Genomic DNA, 17,665 nt, shown 5'->3' with positions numbered 1-17,665 from the left:
ATACAGAAGCTGTCGGGTACAGACCGCGCATGGTGCGTGGTCATTTGATATCGTCGTAAGCCGTAGCGTCGACAACTCCCCTTTCGTATCAATAGCGGCAAGAGCGACCGATCCGAGCACTCGGCCGGACGCGACTGGTCAATTCTGTTTGAATCATCGTTATGGGAGGACTTCACGATGAACCTGACACTGAAACGACGCGGCTTTCTGGCCGGCGCAACCGCCCTTCTCGCAGCACCCGTTATCTTGAGCTTCCCGCGCGGCGCGCAGGCAGCCGTTACCATGACGCTCGGCCACAATGCTGCCCCCGGAAACCCGCGTGGGACCTCGGCTGATGAATTCGCTCGCCTGGTGGCCGAAAAGACGAATGGCGAGTACGCAGTGCGCGTTGCCGGCGCCGAGCAGCTCGGCAATGAACAGTCCCTGTTGACGAGCCTTCGCACCGGTGCTGTCGACATGACGGTCAACAGCCAGGGATCCTGTGCAGCGCTCGTTCCGGAAATCGCAGCACTCGGCCTACCCTTCCTGTTTGACAACAGCGATGCAGCCTTCAAGGTGCTCGAAGGCGATACGGGCAAGGCTCTTGCCGAACGGTTCGCCGCCGTCAACATGGTTCCCCTCGGCTGGTGGGACAACGGCATTCGCCAGATCACCAATTCGAAGCGCCCGATCAACAAGGTCGCCGACCTCGCAGGCCTGACCATCCGCACCCCGCCGGATCCGATGACGATCGACATCTTCAAGACGCTCGGCGCCAATACTGAGCAGATCAGCTTCGGCGAACTCTACATCGCTCTTCAGCAGGGTGTCGTCGATGGCCAGGAAAACCCTCTGACCAACATTGCAAGTTCCAAGCTTTACGAAGTGAACCCCTTCATCTCGATGTCGGGCCACAAGTGGGAAGTCTCGCCCTTCCTGATGTCGCAGATCCGCTGGGCGCAATTCAGCGACGCCCAGAAGACCGCGATCCAGGAAGCGGCAGATGGCGCGACGAAGATGCAGCGCGGCCTCATCAAGGAAGCAGAAGCCAAGCATCTCGCAACCTTCAAGGCCAACGCGAACCTGAAGATCAACGAGGTGGACAAGGAAGATTTCCGCAAGGCATCTGAGCCCGTGGCAGAGATCTGGAAGAAGAAGCCTTTCGGCGAGTTCGTCACTAATCTCATCGCCGCTGCAAAGGCCTGATCATGTTCGGACCCGATGATACGCCGCGAGAGCACCTGGGTGAAATCGCCAGGGCCACCCGCCGTCCGCCGACACCCATGCTGCGCTTTGCCGATGGCCTCGATCGCATCGTCTCGATCGTGGCGCGTGCCATCGTGCTGGTCTCCGGCTGTGTCCTTCTGGTCCTGCTATTCGGTAATGTCGTCGCCCGATATGCGCTGGGCGGCGGCTTCTCCTTCGCCCAGGAACTGCCCGAACGAATTTTCCCGTTCTTCATCATGGCGGGCGTGGCGATCGGCGTTCAGCACGGTGGCCACATGGCCGTTGAGATGCTGCCGGAAATGCTCGGCCGACGCGCCGAACAGGTTTTCCGCATCATAGCCCAGACGCTCGTGATCATCGGTCATGCCGTTATGGTCTACGTGACGGTAAACGTCGCCAACATATCCTGGATCGATCTCAGCCCGGTGCTGAATATGCCGGCAAGCTACAGCTATTACGCACTCGCAGGAGGCTCCGCAGCCGTCATTATCGCGACGGTCGCGCTGCTCATCCGCCTCTTCATCATCGGGCCGGAAGCCATGCCCGTGCCCACTCCTGAGGAGACAGGCCAATGATGAGCCTTTCCATGGTCATTATCTTCTGCGTGCTGATGATGCTCGCAGTACCGGTCGGTCATGCGCTGATCATCTCGTCTGCTGCCGCCATCTACTTCTTCGGCGGTCTGCCGCTGAGCATCGTTGCCCAGCAGCTTTATCAGCAGACCCAGTCCTTTCCGATGCTTGCCATGCCCTTCTTCATGCTGGCCGGCACGCTGATGCTCGGCGGCAAACTGGGTAACGAACTCCTTGCCTTCGCATCGAAGGTCATGGAACGCTGGCGTGGCGGGCCACTCGCGACAACCGTCGTGGCTTCGGTCGTCTTTGGTGGCGTATCGGGCTCGGCTGTTGCCAATGCCAGCGCGCTCGGCTCCGTATTGATCCCCTGGCAGAAGAGACAGGGCTATTCGCCAGCCCTCTGCGCCGCCAACAACTCAACCTCGGCGGTCATCGACATCCTCATTCCGCCCTCGATCCCGCTGATCCTGTATTCACTCGTCAGCGGCACGTCGATCGCGGACCTGTTCACGGCAGGCCTCCTCCCAGGCGTCCTGCTTGCGGGCGGGCTTCTGCTCACCTGCAACTGGATCGCCCGCCGTCGCGGTTTTACTGCGCCTGAGCGCTCGGCAGGCATGCGCGAGCTCGCCCGTCTGGCATTCCTCTCCAGCCCTGCCTTGCTGCTGCCGGTCCTCATCCTGCTCGGATTGCGCTTCGGCATCGCGACACCGACTGAAATCGCCGTTCTTGCGGTCGTCTATGCGCTCGCCATGAGCATCTTCTTCTACCGGGACATTACGTGGAGGCGGTTCCAGGACAATATGATCGAGGCGGGCATTGCGACCGGTGTCGTCATGCTGGTGATCATCGGCAGCGCCGTCTGCGGCTGGATCCTCACCTTCGACCAGGTGCCGGAACGCTTCGCCGAGTGGATTGGCGCGACCATCCAGAACCCGATCCTGATCATCCTGTCGATGAACATCCTGCTGCTCGTCGTCGGCATGCCGCTCGACCTGCCGCCGGCGATCCTGCTTCTCGGTCCGATCTTCGTGCCGCTCGCAGCCTCCATCGGCCTCGATCCGGTCCAGCTCGGCCTGATCATGGTGCTAAATCTCGGCATCGGCCTCTACACGCCACCGATCGGGACGACACTATTCATATCGGCATCCGTAGCGAAGGCCTCGCTTGGCGCCACTACACGTGAACTCTGGCCTTTCCTGGCAGTGTCGCTGATCGTTCTTGCACTGGTGAGCTATGTCCCGGCCCTGACGATCTACTGATTTGTTCGACGCGGCGGCCACGACCGCCGCGTCGCCTCGATGCCGGATCTGAACGGCATCCGACCACCGTCATTCATCCATCTCGTCGACGATCGATGGATCGCCGGATGATCCTTCTCGCGCCTGAAAATGGCCGACTACAATGGATAGCCAAGGAGAAGAAGCCATGAGCGGGACCGCCGCCACCACTCTTTCGAACATGAGCCTGCCGCGACGCGCCTGGGAAATCCGCCGCAAGGCCGTGCGCATGGGTGAGGTTCAGGGACAGGGTTATGTCGGCCAGGCACTCGGCGTCGCCGATGTTCTCGCCGTTTCCTACTTCCACGCATTGAACTACCGCCCGGAAGATCCGCTATGGGAAGGCCGCGACCGCTTCCTTCTCTCCATCGGTCATTACGCGATCGCGCTCTATTCGGCACTGATCGAGGCCGGGATCCTGCCCGAGCAGGAACTCGAAACCTACGGTGCCGACGATAGCCGCCTGCCAATGTCCGGCATGGCCGCTTATACGCCCGGCATGGAAATCACCGGCGGCTCCCTCGGTCAGGGGCTTGGCATCGCGGTCGGCATGGCGCTCGGCCTCAGGGCCAAGAAAAACCCGGCCTTCGTCTACAACCTGATGTCGGACGGCGAACTTGGCGAAGGCTCGACCTGGGAAGCAGCAATGTCGGCCGCTCACCACAGGCTTTCCAACCTCATCTGCATCGTCGATTTCAACGACCAGCAGGCCGACGGAAAATCGACTCAGATGCTGACCGCAGAGCCGGTGCACGACAAGTGGTCTGCCTTCGGCTGGCACACCCAACGGGTGGATGGCAACGACATGGGCGCGCTGGTCGCGGCTTTCGATGCAGCCCGCAATCTCGCCGACGACCGTCCCCGCGTCATCATCTGCGACACGCTGATGTGCAAGGGCGTTCCCTTTCTGGAAGCCCGCGAGATGGCGCATTTCGTTCGCGTCGAGCCCGACGAATGGCAGAAGGCGCTCGATGTGCTCGACGCCACCCGCCCTGCCTGAAGGAAAAGACGATGACCGCAAACACAAGCTACGATCCGCATCGAAAGTGGGAACCACGCAAGCCCAAGCCCGGCCAAGGCGGCAAGACCTCTGCCATGATCGCCTCGCTGGCGGCGGAAGGCTATGAGACGGTTGTAGCGCCCTTTGGCCACGCTCTGGTCGAGCAGGCGCGCGGTGACAAGCGCATCGTCGGCCTCACTGCCGATCTCGCCAAATATACCGACCTGCATGTTTTCGCCGAAGCCTTCCCGGAGCGCTTCTATCAGATGGGCATGGCCGAGCAGGTGATGATTTCTGCGGCTGCCGGCATGGCGCGGGAAGGCTTCGTTCCCTTTGCCACGACCTACGCCGTCTTCGCCTCACGCCGCGCTTACGACTTCATCGCCATGGCGATTGCAGAGGAGAACCTGCCGGTCAAGATCGTCTGCGCCCTGCCCGGCCTGACCACCGGCTATGGCCCAAGCCACCAGGCAACCGAGGACCTCGCAATCTTTCGCGGCCTGCCGAACCTGACGATCGTCGATCCCTGCGATGCGATCGACGTTGCAGAAGCCGTTCCGGCGATCATCGCCCATGATGGACCCGTCTACATGCGCCTGCTGCGCGGCAAGGTGCCCTCCGTCATCCGCAAGCATTGCCCGGACTACAAGTTCGAACTCGGCAAGGCCAAGCTGCTGCGTGACGGCAAGGATGCCCTGGTAATTTCCTCCGGCTTCATGACCATGCGGGCACTCGACGTGGCGGTGGAAATGGAAAAGGACGGCATCTCAGTCGGCGTCCTCCATTGCCCGACGATCAAACCGCTGGACACCGCGACCATTCTCGCCGAGGCCCGCCGTGGCGGGCGACTTGTCGTCACGGCGGAAAACCATACCCGCGTCGGCGGTCTTGGCGAGGCTGTCGCATCGAAGCTGCTCCTCAATGGCGTGACCCCGACATTCCGGATGATCGGCTTGCCGGACCAGTTTCTCGATGCCGGCGCGCTGCCGACACTGCACGAACGCTACGGCATCTCGACGACCGCGATGATAACGCAGATCCGCGGCTGGCTCTAACCCTCGCACCAATCTCAGAACATCGTCGCGAAAACGACGAGCATGAAGACAAAGGAGACCCCTATGACCACCGCTCTGCTTCAAGGAAAATTCGCAGTCGTGACCGGAGCCGCATCCAAGCGCGGCCTCGGCAAGGCGACGGCAAAACTCTTCGCCGAACACGGCGCAACGGTCGCCATTCTCGACCTTGATGAGGCCGCCGCCAAGGAGGCCGCAGCAGATCTCGGGCCCCAGCATGTCGGCATGGCCTGCAACGTCACCGACTTCGAAGGCGCCAAGGCCGCCATTGAAGCGCTGATCGCCAAGTGGGGCCAGATCGACATTCTGGTCAACAATGCCGGCATCACCCAGCCGCTGAAGATCATGGACATAGCGCCGAAGAATTACGACGCCGTTCTCGACGTCAACCTGCGCGGCACGCTCTACTGCAGCCAGGCGGTCATCCCGCATATGCGCGGCCGCAAGACCGGCAAGATCGTTAACATGTCCTCGGTTTCAGCGCAGCGCGGCGGCGGCATCTTCGGCGGTCCGCATTATTCCGCAGCCAAGGCCGGCGTGCTCGGCCTGACCAAGGCGATGGCGCGCGAACTTGCGCCGGACAATGTTCGCGTCAACGCCATCTGCCCGGGCTTCATCGCCACCGACATCACCGCAGGAATGCTGACGCCGGAGAAGCTCGAGGAGATCAAGGCCGGCATTCCGATGGGACGCCCGGGCACTGCAGACGACGTCGCAGGCTGCGCGCTGTTCCTCGCGTCGGATCTCTCGGCCTATGTCACGGGCTCCGAGGTCGATGTGAACGGCGGCTCGCTGATCCACTGATGCGTCAAGGTGGCGCTCAGAACGGTGCCGCATCCGTCCCGACAGGAGAATGACATTATGAAAATCGGACTGGGCAGCTACGCCTTCCGTTGGTCGATCGGTATTAAGGACCTGCAACCTGAAAAACCGATGACGGCACTGGAGGTGCTCGATATCGCGCATTCGCACGGCCTGAAGCTGGTGCAATATGCCGATAACCTACCTCTCGACCGGTTGACGGCGGATGAGCATCGGGAGCTCAAGGCCCACGCTGACAGCTACGGCATGGCGCTGGAGCTCGGCACCCAGTCCTTCGATGCCGACGAACTGGCGCGCTATATTCCAATCGGCGAGCGCATCGGCTCGAAAATCCTGCGGGTTGCGCTCGATGCCGAAGATGCGCTGATCCCAGTGCCGGAACTGGCGGCGCAGATCCGCGAGCTGCTGCCGGACGGCAAACGCGCCGGCCTGCGCTTTGCCATCGAGAACCATTTCAACTACCCCTCGTCGCGCATGGTCGAACTGCTCGACGTGGTATCGGATGATGCGCTCGGCGTCTGCCTCGATGTCGCCAACTCGATCTGCGCCGGCGAATGGCCGATGACCACGGTGAAGATGCTGGCGCCCTATGCGATCAACCTGCATCTGAAGGACTACCAGATCACACCTGACCCTTACGGCGTAGGCTTCCGCATTCACGGCACGCCACTCGGCGAGGGCCGCGCGGAAATCTCGGAAATCCTCGAGACGCTCGACCATTGCCCCGACGACATGAGCTGCATACTTGAACATTGGCTGCCGCAGACATCGGACATGGAGAGGACGCGGCAGATGGAGCACGAGTGGCTTGCCCGAACGGTAGCAGCCGCCAAGCGGCTCGTTCCTGGAAACCATTGATTATTTTCCAAGCCCACTGTTCACCTTTCCACCGCGCCACCCATGCTAGGTGCGATACTTTCCGGCGACGCATCGCTTCGCGCAGGCGGGAGCGAATTTACGACCCATCGGTGGCTCGTTCCATACGAAACGACGATGCCTCGCTCCAGCAGCAATTCGTCGACCAGGAGCAGGCTCAACGAAAAACGAAAGTACAACTATACCGCATAGGCAACTATTTGCGGTGAGAACCGGTTACGCTTGTAGCCGATGGCTGAGTTCTTCATTCCATCATCTTTACGCTGCGCTCTTTGACAGCATGTTACGTGACAACACCTGACTAAAGTTGTTGCCCTTTGAGAGGGTGAAATCTCGCAGGGCAATCATTCATGGTGTTGAAGCGTGCGATGGGCACGCTCGCACTAGATTGCAATTAATCTACCTGCTCATACGGCTGATTAAGTTTGCGGGGGAAATAGGAGGCTGGTATTTCCGGATCGAACTCGACGTAATTATGGAAATGCAGCGCGCAATTCAGTCCGTCTGACAAGATGGCTGCATATTGTGCCGGCCCTTCATAACACGGTTGCTGGCCAAGCCGTGGCCGCAGGAACTGTCCGGCGCGATGCGCATTGCCAACGATCGTAGCGCAGGGATAACCACCCCAGCTTCCCGCTGTCTGGATGTGGCAGTGTCCGCCGAGAACCTGGATTATATCGGCACCGCTGCGCTTCATCACATCCAGCAGCTTCTGCGGCTCACCGAGACGATAGGTGTCGACCGGCATCTGCAGCGCGACCGGGTTATGATGCAAAAGCAGGATGACCTTCAACCCGGCCGTGCGCGCCTCACCAAGGCGACCCGCCAGCCAGTTGAGGCGTTTTTCACATAGAAGGCTCTGCATTCCGGGTTCGGACGTATCAAGCATGATGATCCGATGACCCTTGATGTCGGCAACACCTTCAACAAAACCGTGCTCGTCGACCATTGGATCAACGGCATGCTGCAGGTAGACGTCGCGATTGTCGTGATTGCCGAGCATGACACGCTGCGGCAGCGGCAGCTTCCTCCGCATCTCGTCGAACGCCTTGTAGGCTTCGACATCCGCCTTGTCGGCGATATCGCCGGCGAAAACGACAAGGTCGGCATCAGCGTGATAGGCCATGACATCATCAAAGGCGCGCTCCAGCCTTTCAAAAGTATCGAGGCTGTTTTTCAGTTCCCCTTTTGGCAAAGGTGCAGGTCGCTCATGACGACGAGCTTGAGAAGACGGTCGGAATACATGTTCACTCCATTTCAATGCGATCGCGGGCCCAATCGCCGATCAGCGAGATTGCGATTGTTGCGACAAGGATGACGGCGCCCGGCATCAAGACGGTCCACGGCGCGTTGTAGAGCTGTTCTCGCCCCTGCCCGATCAGCACTCCAAGCGACGTGTCCGGCGGCTGAATGCCGATGCCGAGAAAGCTCAGGGTGGTTTCGAGCAGAATTGTCGAGGGAAAGTTGATCGACATGTTGACTAAGAGCACGGCCATGAAATTCGGCAGGATGGTCAGCAAGACGATCCTCGGTGCAGAAGCGCCAATCACCTGCTGTGCCTGCACATAGGCCTGCCCCTTGGCCTGCAGGCAAAGCGCGCGGGCAAGGCGGGCATACCGCTCCCAGCCGTAAATCGTCATTACCATCATGAACACCAGCAGGTTTGCCTGCGGAAGAATGGTCAGAAGTGCAAGCGCCAGAATGAGGTTGGGAATGGTCGCCTGAAAGTCGATCATCATCCCGACAACGGCCTCAACCCAGCCCTCGAACCAGGCGGACAACAGTCCCAGTGTCGTGCCGAGAATGGCTCCACCGATCGTGCCGATTGCGGCCACCGTCAGCGATACCTGAATGCCGCGCAGGACCATCGACAGAAGGTCACGACCGAGGCTGTCGGTGCCGAACAGATGGTCGGCCGACCCGCCCATGAAAACGGGTGGGGCAAAACGGTTGAGGAGATCGAGTTGGTCCGTCGGATAAGGCGCCAGCACACCGGCAAACACCGCGCAGAAGGCTAGCAGCACAACGGCTACGAAGCTGGCGCGAATAGCGATAGGCATATGTTTCATGATCTAACCTTGCGGCGGCGCTGATCACGCACACGCGGATCGATCACGCCATAGGCGACGTCCGCCAGAAGATTGGCGATGATCATCGTTGTTCCCGTGAGAAGAAGGACCGTCTGCACCACGGCGAAATCGCGAGTGGCAACGCTGTCGACCAGCAACCGACCGGTGCCGGACCAGCCGAAGACGCTTTCCGCGATGACGGCTGTTGTGAACAAGTTGCCGAATTCAAGCGCCGTGATGGTTATGAGCGGCATGGCAATATTGGGCAAGATATGCGCGCGTCTAATACGGCCAGCACCCAGCCCGCCTGCCCGTGCCGTATCCAGCATCGGGTGGGAGAGAACCTCCAGCATGGCCGATCGGGTGAAACGCGCGAAGATTGCGCCCATCGGCAAGGCCATCGTGGCGACGGGCATCAGATAGGATGTCCAGTCGACAATACCGCTCGGTTCAAGCCAGCCAAGCTGAACGGAGAAAATGTACATGAACATCAAGCCGAGCAGAAAGTTGGGCACGGCAAGCGCCAGCACTGAAAACACGATTGTCAGGCGATCGGCGATCCGGCCGCGATGCATGGCGGCAAAGGCACCCAGCGGCAGGCCGAAACCGATCGCCGCGAACATGGTCGGCACCATCAGGGACAGGGTGACGGGAATACCGGCCGCAACCAGTTCCAGCGCCGGTTTCCCGGTGGCATAGCTCATGCCGAAATCGCCGTGCAAGAGCCCCTGAAGATAGATGAGGAACTGTTGCCAGAGCGGCAGATCCAGACCCCATTTTCGGCGAAAGGCATCGATCGCTGAGGCATCGACATCAGCGCTGAGATGCGACAGGGCGGGGTCGCCGCTGACGGACAGAACGAAAAAGCTGAAGCCGACCAGCAGAAGCAGCGTCAGAAGCGCCCGGCCAGAGCGGACAAGCATCCAGTTCATGCCAGCTCCTCCACGTGAACGGACGCGGCGCCTCGCTCCGGCATTGCCGGGATAGCGGCCAGCAATGCGCGCGTGTAGTCATGCTTCGGTGCATCGAAGACCTCGGCCGTATTCCCTCCTCCACGATCCTGCCGCTACGCATCACTGCGACCCGGTCACAGAGATGATGGATAACGGATAGGTCGTGGCTGATGAACAGGATGGCCACGCCGGTCTCGCTGCGCAGATCCATCAAGAGATCGAGGATATGGGCGCGTATCGAGACATCGAGGGCCGAAACGCTTTCGTCGCAGATCAGCACCTTCGGAGTTAGCGCGAGCGCACGCGCGATCGTGGCACGCTGACGCTCTCCACCGGACAGGCTGCGAGGCTTTTTCTGGTGCAGGGCGACGTTCAGACGAGCGTCCGTCAACCTTCTTCCGGCCATCTCCGCCCGTTCCCGACGGCGGCCGATGCCGTGAACGTCGAGCGGTGCGCGCACCTGATTGATGACGCGACTTAACGGATCAAGCGCACCGAGCGGATCCTGGAAAATATACTGCACGGAGCGACGCCATTCACGTCGCGGCCGGCGCCAGTCGACGGGATGGCCCTCAATGGTCACTGATCCGCCATTGGCCTGGACGAGGCCGACCGCCGTCTTGGCAACAGTGCTCTTGCCTGATCCGCTTTCGCCGACAAGCCCGAGGATTTCACCTGCCCGTAGTGACAGCGACACGCCATCCACGGCGTTGACAGTCTGGCCGTTCGGCCGTTGGTAGGCCACCCGAATATCGTCGAGTGACAGAACCGTTTCCGCACGATCCGGACGATACGATGTCACATTCTCTGTCAGGCCGGCCGGCGCAATCATCAGGCGCTGACCGCGCGTTGCAGGCGTCGGAATGGCGCGCAGCAAATTCTGTGTATATTCGGCCTGCGGCGCGGTCAGGACGTTCCGTGCGGTGCCACGCTCGATGATGCGGCCCGAATTCATGACCATCACACGATCGCAATATTCGGCAACGACACCGAGATCATGCGTGACGAACAGCACGCTCATGCCGTGCTCGGTGCTCAGTTGCCGCAATTCGCGCAAAATGGCCGCTTGAACAGTGACATCGAGCGCCGTGGTCGGCTCGTCGGCAATCAGGATTTTCGGATGGCGGGCAAGCGCGCAGGCAAGCGCCACGCGCTGGCATTGCCCCCGGACAGCTGATGCGGAAAACTCTTGAGGAGGCTTGCGCCGTTATCGAGACCGACCTGCTGCAGAAGCTCCGCGCCATCCAGTCTCCCACGCAACCGCAGATGCCCCTCAACCGTCATCAACGGGTCGAGCGCGCTCATGGGATCCTGAAAGATCATGGCGATTTCCGATCCGCGCAACCGTGCCGGATCGGCAGGATTATTCAGATCGAACGTCTCGCCGTCATAGGTCATCTGGCCCTTGACGTGCGCGCCGTCCGGTAGGAGGCCGATCAGGCCACGGCAGGTGAGGCTCTTTCCCGAACCACTTTCGCCGACGAGACCAAGCCATTCGCCGCGCCCGATCTCAAAACTGATATCGGCGCAGACGCGCCTGGTGAAGGAGATATCCATCCCCTGCACGCTTAGCAGGGGATGGACCATATCGGAGTGAACCCGCATTTTACTTGAAGCTCAGGCCATCGGTGGTGAGATCCAGATATTCGTTCGGAAGCACATCCAAGGAAATCCGGTCGCTGCGCTCGCCCATGAAAGCTGCGAGATCGTAGAGAACTGAACCGTTCGGCTCCTTGTCGAACTTGTCGAGCATCTTGCCGAAGATTTCGCGGCGGCGGGCGGTATCGATCGACGTCGCAAGCTCGTCACCCATGGTGACCATCTCGGGGTCGACCTTCCAGTATTTGCCGGTCGCATAGGTCGTGTCCTGACCGAACCGGCGCCAGAACTGGCCAAGCGGATCCGGGTAGTAGGCCGAGAAGGAGCCATCGACGATCATGCGGCGATCGTCATCGGCAAACACCTGCGAGCCGTTTTCCTTGATCTCCAGCTTGACATTGAGGCCGGCGGCCTTCCACATCGACTGCAGGATCTGCGCGGTCTCGATCTGCTTGGTGTAATAGTTGCGCGTACGGTAGACGATTTCCGCGCCGTTATAACCTGCCTCTTTTAGCAGTGCCTTGGCCTTCTGGAGGTTGTACTCCGGCAGCGGGCGGTCTGCTAGATACATGTCGCCGAAGCTCGGCATCTGCCAACCGTTGGGAACCTCTGTGCGGCCACCATAGAAGCTGTTGACCAACGTTACGCGGTCGATGGACAGATTGAGGGCCTGACGGATACGCGGATCGGCCAGGACGTCGTTGGTGCTGTCGTAGAACAGGCCGAGAATGTTGAGGATCGGGCCGCCGACAACCTTTGTGTTCTTGCCGGAATCGATCTGCTTGATGTCATCCGGGCCGACTTCCGTAATCAGGTCGAACTGACCCGAGACAAGACCCGCGATACGCGTCGACAATTCCGGAACGACGCTGAATGTCACCTCGTCGGCGGCCGCCTTCGGCTCACCCCAGTAGCCATCGAACTTTTCCAAAACCACCTTGTCGCCAGCCTTGAAGGACTTGAGCTTGTAGGGGCCGGTCCCGATCGCCTTGTCGGCAAAGTCCTGATAGCTCGCGGAACTATTGAGGGCGGCAGCGGAAATGATCTGCGAAGGGAAATTGGCGAAACGCTGCAGGGCGATCGCGTCGTCCTTCTTCATATGAATACGAACGGTGAGCGGATCGATGATTTCGACGCGATCGATGCCGCCAAGAAACGCTTTTGATCTCGACCGGGATGTTCGGGTCGAGGCCGATACGGGCTGGCGAGAAGGTCGCTGCGATATCGTCGGCACTCAAGGTCTCGCCATTGTGGAACCTCACGTCGGGGCGAAGCTTGAATTCGACTGTCTTGGCATCGATGACATTCCAAGAGGTCGCCAGCGCCGGCTTCAGTTTGCCGCCATCGCGGAAATCGGCTTTCACCAGCGTGTCATAAACAGAGTAGATGACCCGCAGGCTGACATTCGAGTTTTCGCTGGCGGGATCGATACTGGCCGGCACGGCCTGAACCGCGACCTTCAGATCGTTCGCCATGGCACCGCCGGCCATAAGAAGCATCACGGCGGCAACGCCCGTGAGCAAAGTATTCTTCAACATGGGTTTTTCTCTCAACTACAAGTCTATGCAGAATCTCGACAGCAATTGTTAACGTGAACATCGCCGTAGCTGCGATCTATCAGGCATCCTTAAAACTTTCATGACGAGGAATGTTCAGGTAAACATAGATCAGAATCGAGGGGAGATCATGACGCGAAACATCACGGCGATGGAACTGGCCAAACTGGCAGGCGTATCGCATATCACCGTCTCACGGGCCTTCGACCCGGCCGCCTCGATCCGGCCTGAAACGCGAGAAAAAATCCAGCGACTGGCGCGCGAGCATGGCTATGTGCCCAATTCGATGGCCGCAGCCTTGAAGCGTTCGCGCTCCGATCTTGTCGCGATCGTTGCGGCGTCACTGTCGCACTACGAATATGACCAGATCCGCCATTTGACGCGTGAGCTACAGGCGATCGGACTGACCACTCTTCTGGTCAATTGCCAGGACAGCGCCAATGCCAGCGAGTTCGTCGGTCGCGCCGCGGCCTATCGCGCCAGCTATGCGATCGTTTATGCGGACGCGATGCCGAATGACGAAGTAAAACGATTTTTGGCACATCGCGGCTGATCCTGGTGCGAAATCAGCCGCACCTCGATGGTGACCACATCACGCTGTCGATTGATCCGGCGGCGGCGATAGACGCCGCTGCAGCCGATCTGGTATCATCCTGCCGCCAAAACATCCTGTGGCTCAACGGTTCACTCTCCAGCAGCATGAATGCCAGGCGTAAGAGCCTATTCAGCGCAGCATTTGCTCGCCACGGCATAAGTTTCATCGGAGAAGCTTATGGTGACTACCGTTACAACCCGGCACTGCGGGAGATTGAGGTAGCTCTACAGCAGCGTCCTTCGATCGACGCCATCGTATCAGCCAGTGACGAAATGGCTTTTGCCGCAATCGATGCAGTTCGGCAATCGGGGCGCCGTGTTCCTGAGGACGTTGCCGTCATTGGCCATGACGGTCTTGAGATGGCATTTTGGTCCGCCTACCGGCTCAGCACGATCCAATTGGACCATGAGGCTTACGCCACGGCGATCGTAAATCTCATTCGTAAAATGGAAGACGGAGAAGAGCCGCCAACGAAGCATATCCAAATCGCATGCACCTACAGAAGAGGCCACACAACATAATCTATGCTCTTGATTGATCTCGAAAGCACGACCAGCACGTGGTGAGTTCGGAAAAAACTGATTAGGTGAGATCTTCTCCCAAATTTTCCTGGCCGGAACAGATCGGGATTATGAAAATGCTTCGGACCTCGTTCAGGCGATCGAAGTGACTTGCCCCGAGATCTGTCGTGACATCAAAGAAACACCCTCCTACTCAAGAGACCGTCAGACGGCCTTTCTGCGGCACCTAACTCACAAAAGCGTCATTACGGCTGAGCGCTAAATCCTAAAAATTTAACGAACCCTATACCCCGAGGTCCTTAGCCTTTCGATCGATGCGGCCTGCTGCGATCACTAGAGACAGGATAAAGGTGTTAGGCTTGACTTTGACTGAATGCGTTACGAACCTGCATCGTAGGTTCATCATGCCTCTAGCCATCTGCGTTGCCGCGGTTTTACTGCCATTGGCCAGCGCGTCGGCGAACTCCAAATACGCGGGCGTCGTGGTCGATGCGGCGACGGGTCGGGTTCTCTACGCAGACAATGCCAATGCACGGCGATATCCGGCGTCACTGACCAAGATGATGACTCTCTATCTGACGTTTGAAGGACTAGACGAAAAGCGGTTTGGCCTCAATACGAAGATCAGGGTATCACGGCGCGCGGCTTCAGAGCCCCCGTCCAAGCTATGGCTTCGCCCCGGCTCTTACATCACCGTGAAGGATGCGATGCATGCTCTGGTCACCAAATCAGCCAACGACGCGGCCACCGCGCTCGGCGAATTCCTGGCGGGATCTGAAGCTAAATTTGCGACTTTGGCCACGCGGAAGGCCCGGTCCCTCGGAATGAGCCGCACGACATTCCGCAACGCACATGGGCTGCCCGATTCCCGCCAGGTGACTACTGCGCGGGATATGGCCACGCTCGGCATCGCCCTCAGGGAGGATTTCCCTCACCGCTACGCGATTTTCAAAACGAGATCCTACCGCTATGGCAAGACGACGTTGAGAAGTCACAACCGCTTGGTCGGCCGGATTGAGGGCGTCGACGGCATCAAGACTGGATATATCAACGCTTCCGGGTTCAATCTTGTGACATCGGTCCAGCGCGATGGCCGGTCGATTGTTGCAGTCGTCATGGGCGGCCGAACGTCGCGTAGCCGCGATGCGCATATGCGCAGCCTGATCGCAAGTTACCTGCCGAAAGCATCGGAGAATTTCAAACGGCCCGGACGTTCCTTGCTCGTTGCGAAAGCAGGGGCAAGACACCCCACTACCGTGCCGCTCCCCTTGTCCGGCATAGAATGCCAGAGGCGAACCCGGCAACGGAGAAGGTTATCGACGCGGTCACGACCGCAAGCCTGCCGACAAATCAGGGTTGGTCCGTACAGATTGGCGCCTTTCCCGACAAACAAGCGGCAGCTCAGTTTCTCGCCCGAGCAAAGCAAGTATTGTCGCCGGTGTTGGGAACGATGACAGGATTGGTGATGCCTCACGGCTCAGCAGATGCACGTCTCTACCGTGCCCGTTTTGTCGGCTTCTCAGATGGCGACGAGGCTTGGGCTGCCTGTGCCGCGATGAAGAAGCAGGACTTTAAGTGCTGGGCCTCAAAGTAATCCGATTGGCAGGCGCTGCCGCGCATGGGGCTCTCACCCTTTCGGCTTCCGTCGTAGCTGAATGGCGACTGCCAATCGCTCCTTCCAGAGACCAGGAAGACATAAATATGCCGATGCCAATCGAGCGCCCTCGCGGATTTGTGTAAAGACGTAGGGTGATGTCGGGAACGACTTCGTCGAGTGTATCGTTCGTGTGTGTGAACATACTGGAAACGATAAATGCTCTGCCTGCTGAAACTCGGCTTTACAGTCGCTTTTGCAAGTTTTCTTCTGGCTCACTCATTCACTTCGGCCCAGGCCTTCCGCCTAATTGCACCGTCGAACGTACCGACTGCATCCAAAAATCTGGCTGCCTTTGAAGGCGAGATTAAATCCGGCACGGGTTCCTACGATCTTTTGCTTTCGCCACGCGAGATAGAGCATATCCAATGGTGCGCGGCACAGTACCCATCCTATCACCCTGTCAACGACACGATTTCGGATCAATACGGACATCGCACTGCGTGTATATCGCCTTTCGATTGACGATATTGGCGGATGTCGCGATCGAGTAACGGATCGACTGTCAGAGCATATAGTCGGATCGTGTCATTCTTCGGAAACATGTGATGCATCGGATTAGCTTGGTTCAGCAGTTCGGCATGCGGGAAGTCGCCAATGGATCAATGTATCATCAGGAGAGAGGCGGCTGTCCGGGTTGGCGACGGAAACACCATGGTCCGGGTATGAGCTTGAAGACTTTCAATCGATCCGCGCCTATCTGCGACAGGCGTTCCGATTAACGAAGGAGGAGCATCTGGCCAGTCCTTCTGGAGACGCAGTTCCAGTGAAACATAACGGCATTGTTGGGGCTGCCAATCCATCGAGAATGATGATGTTAAAGCTGCCTTTTGCTCCACCATCACCACCCAATGGAGGCCTTTTCGCCGTGTACTCGATCTTACTCAAGCGCTGGTGAAAAGCTCAGCGGTGTAGAATTTCTCCGGCGCCAGCGGCTCCTTCACCGTTCCGAACTCCTGAAACATCTTGTTGAAGTCAGTGAGCCACTTGTTGACGGTGCCGTCCTTTGTGAACGCATCGAGTTCTTTAGCCGTCAGCATCTTGCGGCTGCGCGCGACCTTTTCCGTCGCCTCCTTCGGGGCATTCAGGAACGCCGTTGTAATCTCGATGGAATCGTCCAGATTGGCTGCGCGGTAATCCATAGCTTTCTTCATTACACGCAGGAATTTTTTCACCAGATCCGGGTTCTCATCGACAATCTCGTTGCGCGCTACGAATGTATTGATGAACGACGTCTGCGGATAAAAATCCTGATTGGAGGCAAGTTCCTTCATGTCCGGCACACGCGGCTTGATCGTATCGATCAGCGGATACCATATGCCCGCGCCATCGATCTGCTTCGACGTGAATGCGGCGACGACCGTGGCCGGGTCCATCGGCACCATCTCGATGTCTCCGATTGTCATACCAGCCTTGGTCAGCGCCATGCGCAGGATCATGTCACCGGAAGTCCCCTGTGGCACACCGACTTTCTTGCCTTTCAGGTCCGCCATCGATCCGATACCGGACTGGACAATGACGCGGTCGGAAAAGCCTATATCGTTGACGCCGATGACCTTCGCCCGACCACTGGCAGGAAGCCAAAGCGCACCTGGGCCAATCGTGCCGAAATTCAGGCTGCCCGCCCCCATTGCCTGGATCTGGATCGGGCCATTGGTAAAAACCTTGACCGATGGTTCGATACCTTCAGCTTCCCAGAGGTTCCGTTCCTTGGCTATGGCCAGCACGCTGGCATTCGGAAAATCGGCGATGTAGCCGATAGTCATGTCGGCAGACTGGGCGCTGGCGCGTCCACCTATCGAAAACACGCTTACGGCGGCAGCAGTCGCCGCCGTGCTCATCAATGTGCGTCTCGTCAGCATGGTCATTCCTCCTTTGACGGGCTGATG

General features: G+C 59.0%; 17 protein-coding genes and 3 pseudogenes. 11 read left to right on the top strand and 9 right to left on the bottom strand.

Annotated features, from left to right (window positions below; all coding sequences use genetic code 11):
* Nucleotides 1–177 precede the first annotated feature (177 nt).
* From N7E02_RS02830 to N7E02_RS02800, 7 genes are all read left to right on the top strand, one after another.
* Nucleotides 178–1,185: a TRAP transporter substrate-binding protein gene (locus tag N7E02_RS02830; RefSeq protein WP_286577976.1), complete on the top strand. Its 1,008-nt coding sequence runs from the start codon at nt 178–180 to the stop codon at nt 1,183–1,185.
* A gap of 2 nt (nt 1,186–1,187) precedes the next feature.
* Nucleotides 1,188–1,781, top strand: a complete 594-nt coding sequence (locus N7E02_RS02825; protein ID WP_286577975.1) for a TRAP transporter small permease — start codon at nt 1,188–1,190, stop codon at nt 1,779–1,781.
* Nucleotides 1,781–3,040 carry a TRAP transporter large permease gene (locus N7E02_RS02820; RefSeq protein WP_286578420.1) on the top strand — a complete coding sequence of 420 codons (1,260 nt, stop codon included), beginning with the start codon at nt 1,781–1,783 and terminating at the stop codon, nt 3,038–3,040. Before N7E02_RS02825 ends, N7E02_RS02820 begins: the two co-directional genes overlap by 1 nt.
* Before the next feature lie 166 nt (nt 3,041–3,206).
* Entirely contained in the window at nt 3,207–4,058 is an 852-nt protein-coding gene (locus tag N7E02_RS02815; protein WP_286577974.1) for a transketolase, read from the top strand.
* A gap of 11 nt (nt 4,059–4,069) precedes the next feature.
* Nucleotides 4,070–5,113: a transketolase family protein gene (locus tag N7E02_RS02810; RefSeq protein ID WP_286577973.1), complete on the top strand. Its 1,044-nt coding sequence runs from the start codon at nt 4,070–4,072 to the stop codon at nt 5,111–5,113.
* A 63-nt stretch (nt 5,114–5,176) separates the two neighbouring features.
* Nucleotides 5,177–5,935 (top strand): SDR family NAD(P)-dependent oxidoreductase, encoded by a 759-nt coding sequence (locus tag N7E02_RS02805; protein WP_286577972.1) that lies wholly within the window; start codon nt 5,177–5,179, stop codon nt 5,933–5,935.
* A gap of 57 nt (nt 5,936–5,992) precedes the next feature.
* Complete coding sequence (locus tag N7E02_RS02800) at nt 5,993–6,811, top strand: sugar phosphate isomerase/epimerase family protein (protein WP_286577971.1); 819 nt, start codon at nt 5,993–5,995, stop codon at nt 6,809–6,811.
* Between the two features lie 104 nt (nt 6,812–6,915).
* On the opposite strand, the pseudogene N7E02_RS02795 reads toward N7E02_RS02800, so the two are convergent.
* The 8 genes and pseudogenes from N7E02_RS02795 to N7E02_RS29375 all read right to left on the bottom strand — a co-directional run.
* Nucleotides 6,916–7,077: pseudogene (locus tag N7E02_RS02795) on the bottom strand (IS6 family transposase); the annotation flags it as partial.
* A gap of 146 nt (nt 7,078–7,223) precedes the next feature.
* Nucleotides 7,224–7,955 (bottom strand): metallophosphoesterase, encoded by a 732-nt coding sequence (locus N7E02_RS02790; RefSeq protein WP_286577970.1) that lies wholly within the window; start codon nt 7,953–7,955, stop codon nt 7,224–7,226.
* Nucleotides 7,956–8,076: 121 nt separating this feature from the next.
* Complete coding sequence (locus tag N7E02_RS02785; protein WP_286577969.1) at nt 8,077–8,898, bottom strand: ABC transporter permease; 822 nt, start codon at nt 8,896–8,898, stop codon at nt 8,077–8,079.
* Entirely contained in the window at nt 8,895–9,830 is a 936-nt protein-coding gene (locus N7E02_RS02780; RefSeq protein WP_286577968.1) for an ABC transporter permease, read from the bottom strand. The genes N7E02_RS02785 and N7E02_RS02780 overlap by 4 nt, the downstream gene beginning before the upstream one ends.
* On the bottom strand, nt 9,712–10,683 hold the full coding sequence (locus tag N7E02_RS02775; protein WP_353622781.1) for an ABC transporter ATP-binding protein: 972 nt from the start codon (nt 10,681–10,683) through the stop codon (nt 9,712–9,714). The genes N7E02_RS02780 and N7E02_RS02775 overlap by 119 nt, the downstream gene beginning before the upstream one ends.
* Before the next feature lie 315 nt (nt 10,684–10,998).
* Nucleotides 10,999–11,408, bottom strand: a pseudogene (locus N7E02_RS02770) (ATP-binding cassette domain-containing protein); the annotation flags it as partial.
* Nucleotides 11,409–11,457: 49 nt separating this feature from the next.
* Nucleotides 11,458–12,576, bottom strand: a complete 1,119-nt coding sequence (locus N7E02_RS02765) for an ABC transporter substrate-binding protein (protein WP_353622780.1) — start codon at nt 12,574–12,576, stop codon at nt 11,458–11,460.
* Nucleotides 12,470–12,925, bottom strand: coding sequence for an ABC transporter substrate-binding protein (locus N7E02_RS29375; RefSeq protein WP_353622779.1), 456 nt, complete (start codon nt 12,923–12,925; stop codon nt 12,470–12,472). Before N7E02_RS29375 ends, N7E02_RS02765 begins: the two co-directional genes overlap by 107 nt.
* A gap of 211 nt (nt 12,926–13,136) precedes the next feature.
* Here N7E02_RS29375 and N7E02_RS02755 point away from each other — a divergent pair, with 211 nt between their 5' ends.
* From N7E02_RS02755 to N7E02_RS02735, 4 genes and pseudogenes are all read left to right on the top strand, one after another.
* Nucleotides 13,137–13,559 (top strand): LacI family DNA-binding transcriptional regulator, encoded by a 423-nt coding sequence (locus tag N7E02_RS02755; RefSeq protein WP_286577963.1) that lies wholly within the window; start codon nt 13,137–13,139, stop codon nt 13,557–13,559.
* Between the two features lie 5 nt (nt 13,560–13,564).
* Nucleotides 13,565–14,122 carry a substrate-binding domain-containing protein gene (locus N7E02_RS02750; RefSeq protein ID WP_286577962.1) on the top strand — a complete coding sequence of 186 codons (558 nt, stop codon included), beginning with the start codon at nt 13,565–13,567 and terminating at the stop codon, nt 14,120–14,122.
* 404 nt (nt 14,123–14,526) lie between these two features.
* Nucleotides 14,527–15,716, top strand: a pseudogene (locus N7E02_RS02745) (serine hydrolase).
* 219 nt (nt 15,717–15,935) lie between these two features.
* Entirely contained in the window at nt 15,936–16,241 is a 306-nt protein-coding gene (locus N7E02_RS02735) for a BA14K family protein (protein ID WP_286577960.1), read from the top strand.
* A gap of 419 nt (nt 16,242–16,660) precedes the next feature.
* On the opposite strand, the gene N7E02_RS02730 is transcribed toward N7E02_RS02735, so the two are convergent.
* Nucleotides 16,661–17,635 carry an aliphatic sulfonate ABC transporter substrate-binding protein gene (locus tag N7E02_RS02730; RefSeq protein ID WP_374730620.1) on the bottom strand — a complete coding sequence of 325 codons (975 nt, stop codon included), beginning with the start codon at nt 17,633–17,635 and terminating at the stop codon, nt 16,661–16,663.
* Between the last annotated feature and the right edge of the window lie 30 nt (nt 17,636–17,665).

This window comes from Terrirhizobium terrae (assembly GCF_030323265.1).
In the GTDB taxonomy this organism is placed as follows: Bacteria; Pseudomonadota; Alphaproteobacteria; order Rhizobiales; family Rhizobiaceae; genus Neorhizobium.
This window is presented reverse-complemented; position numbering and strand designations above follow the sequence as displayed.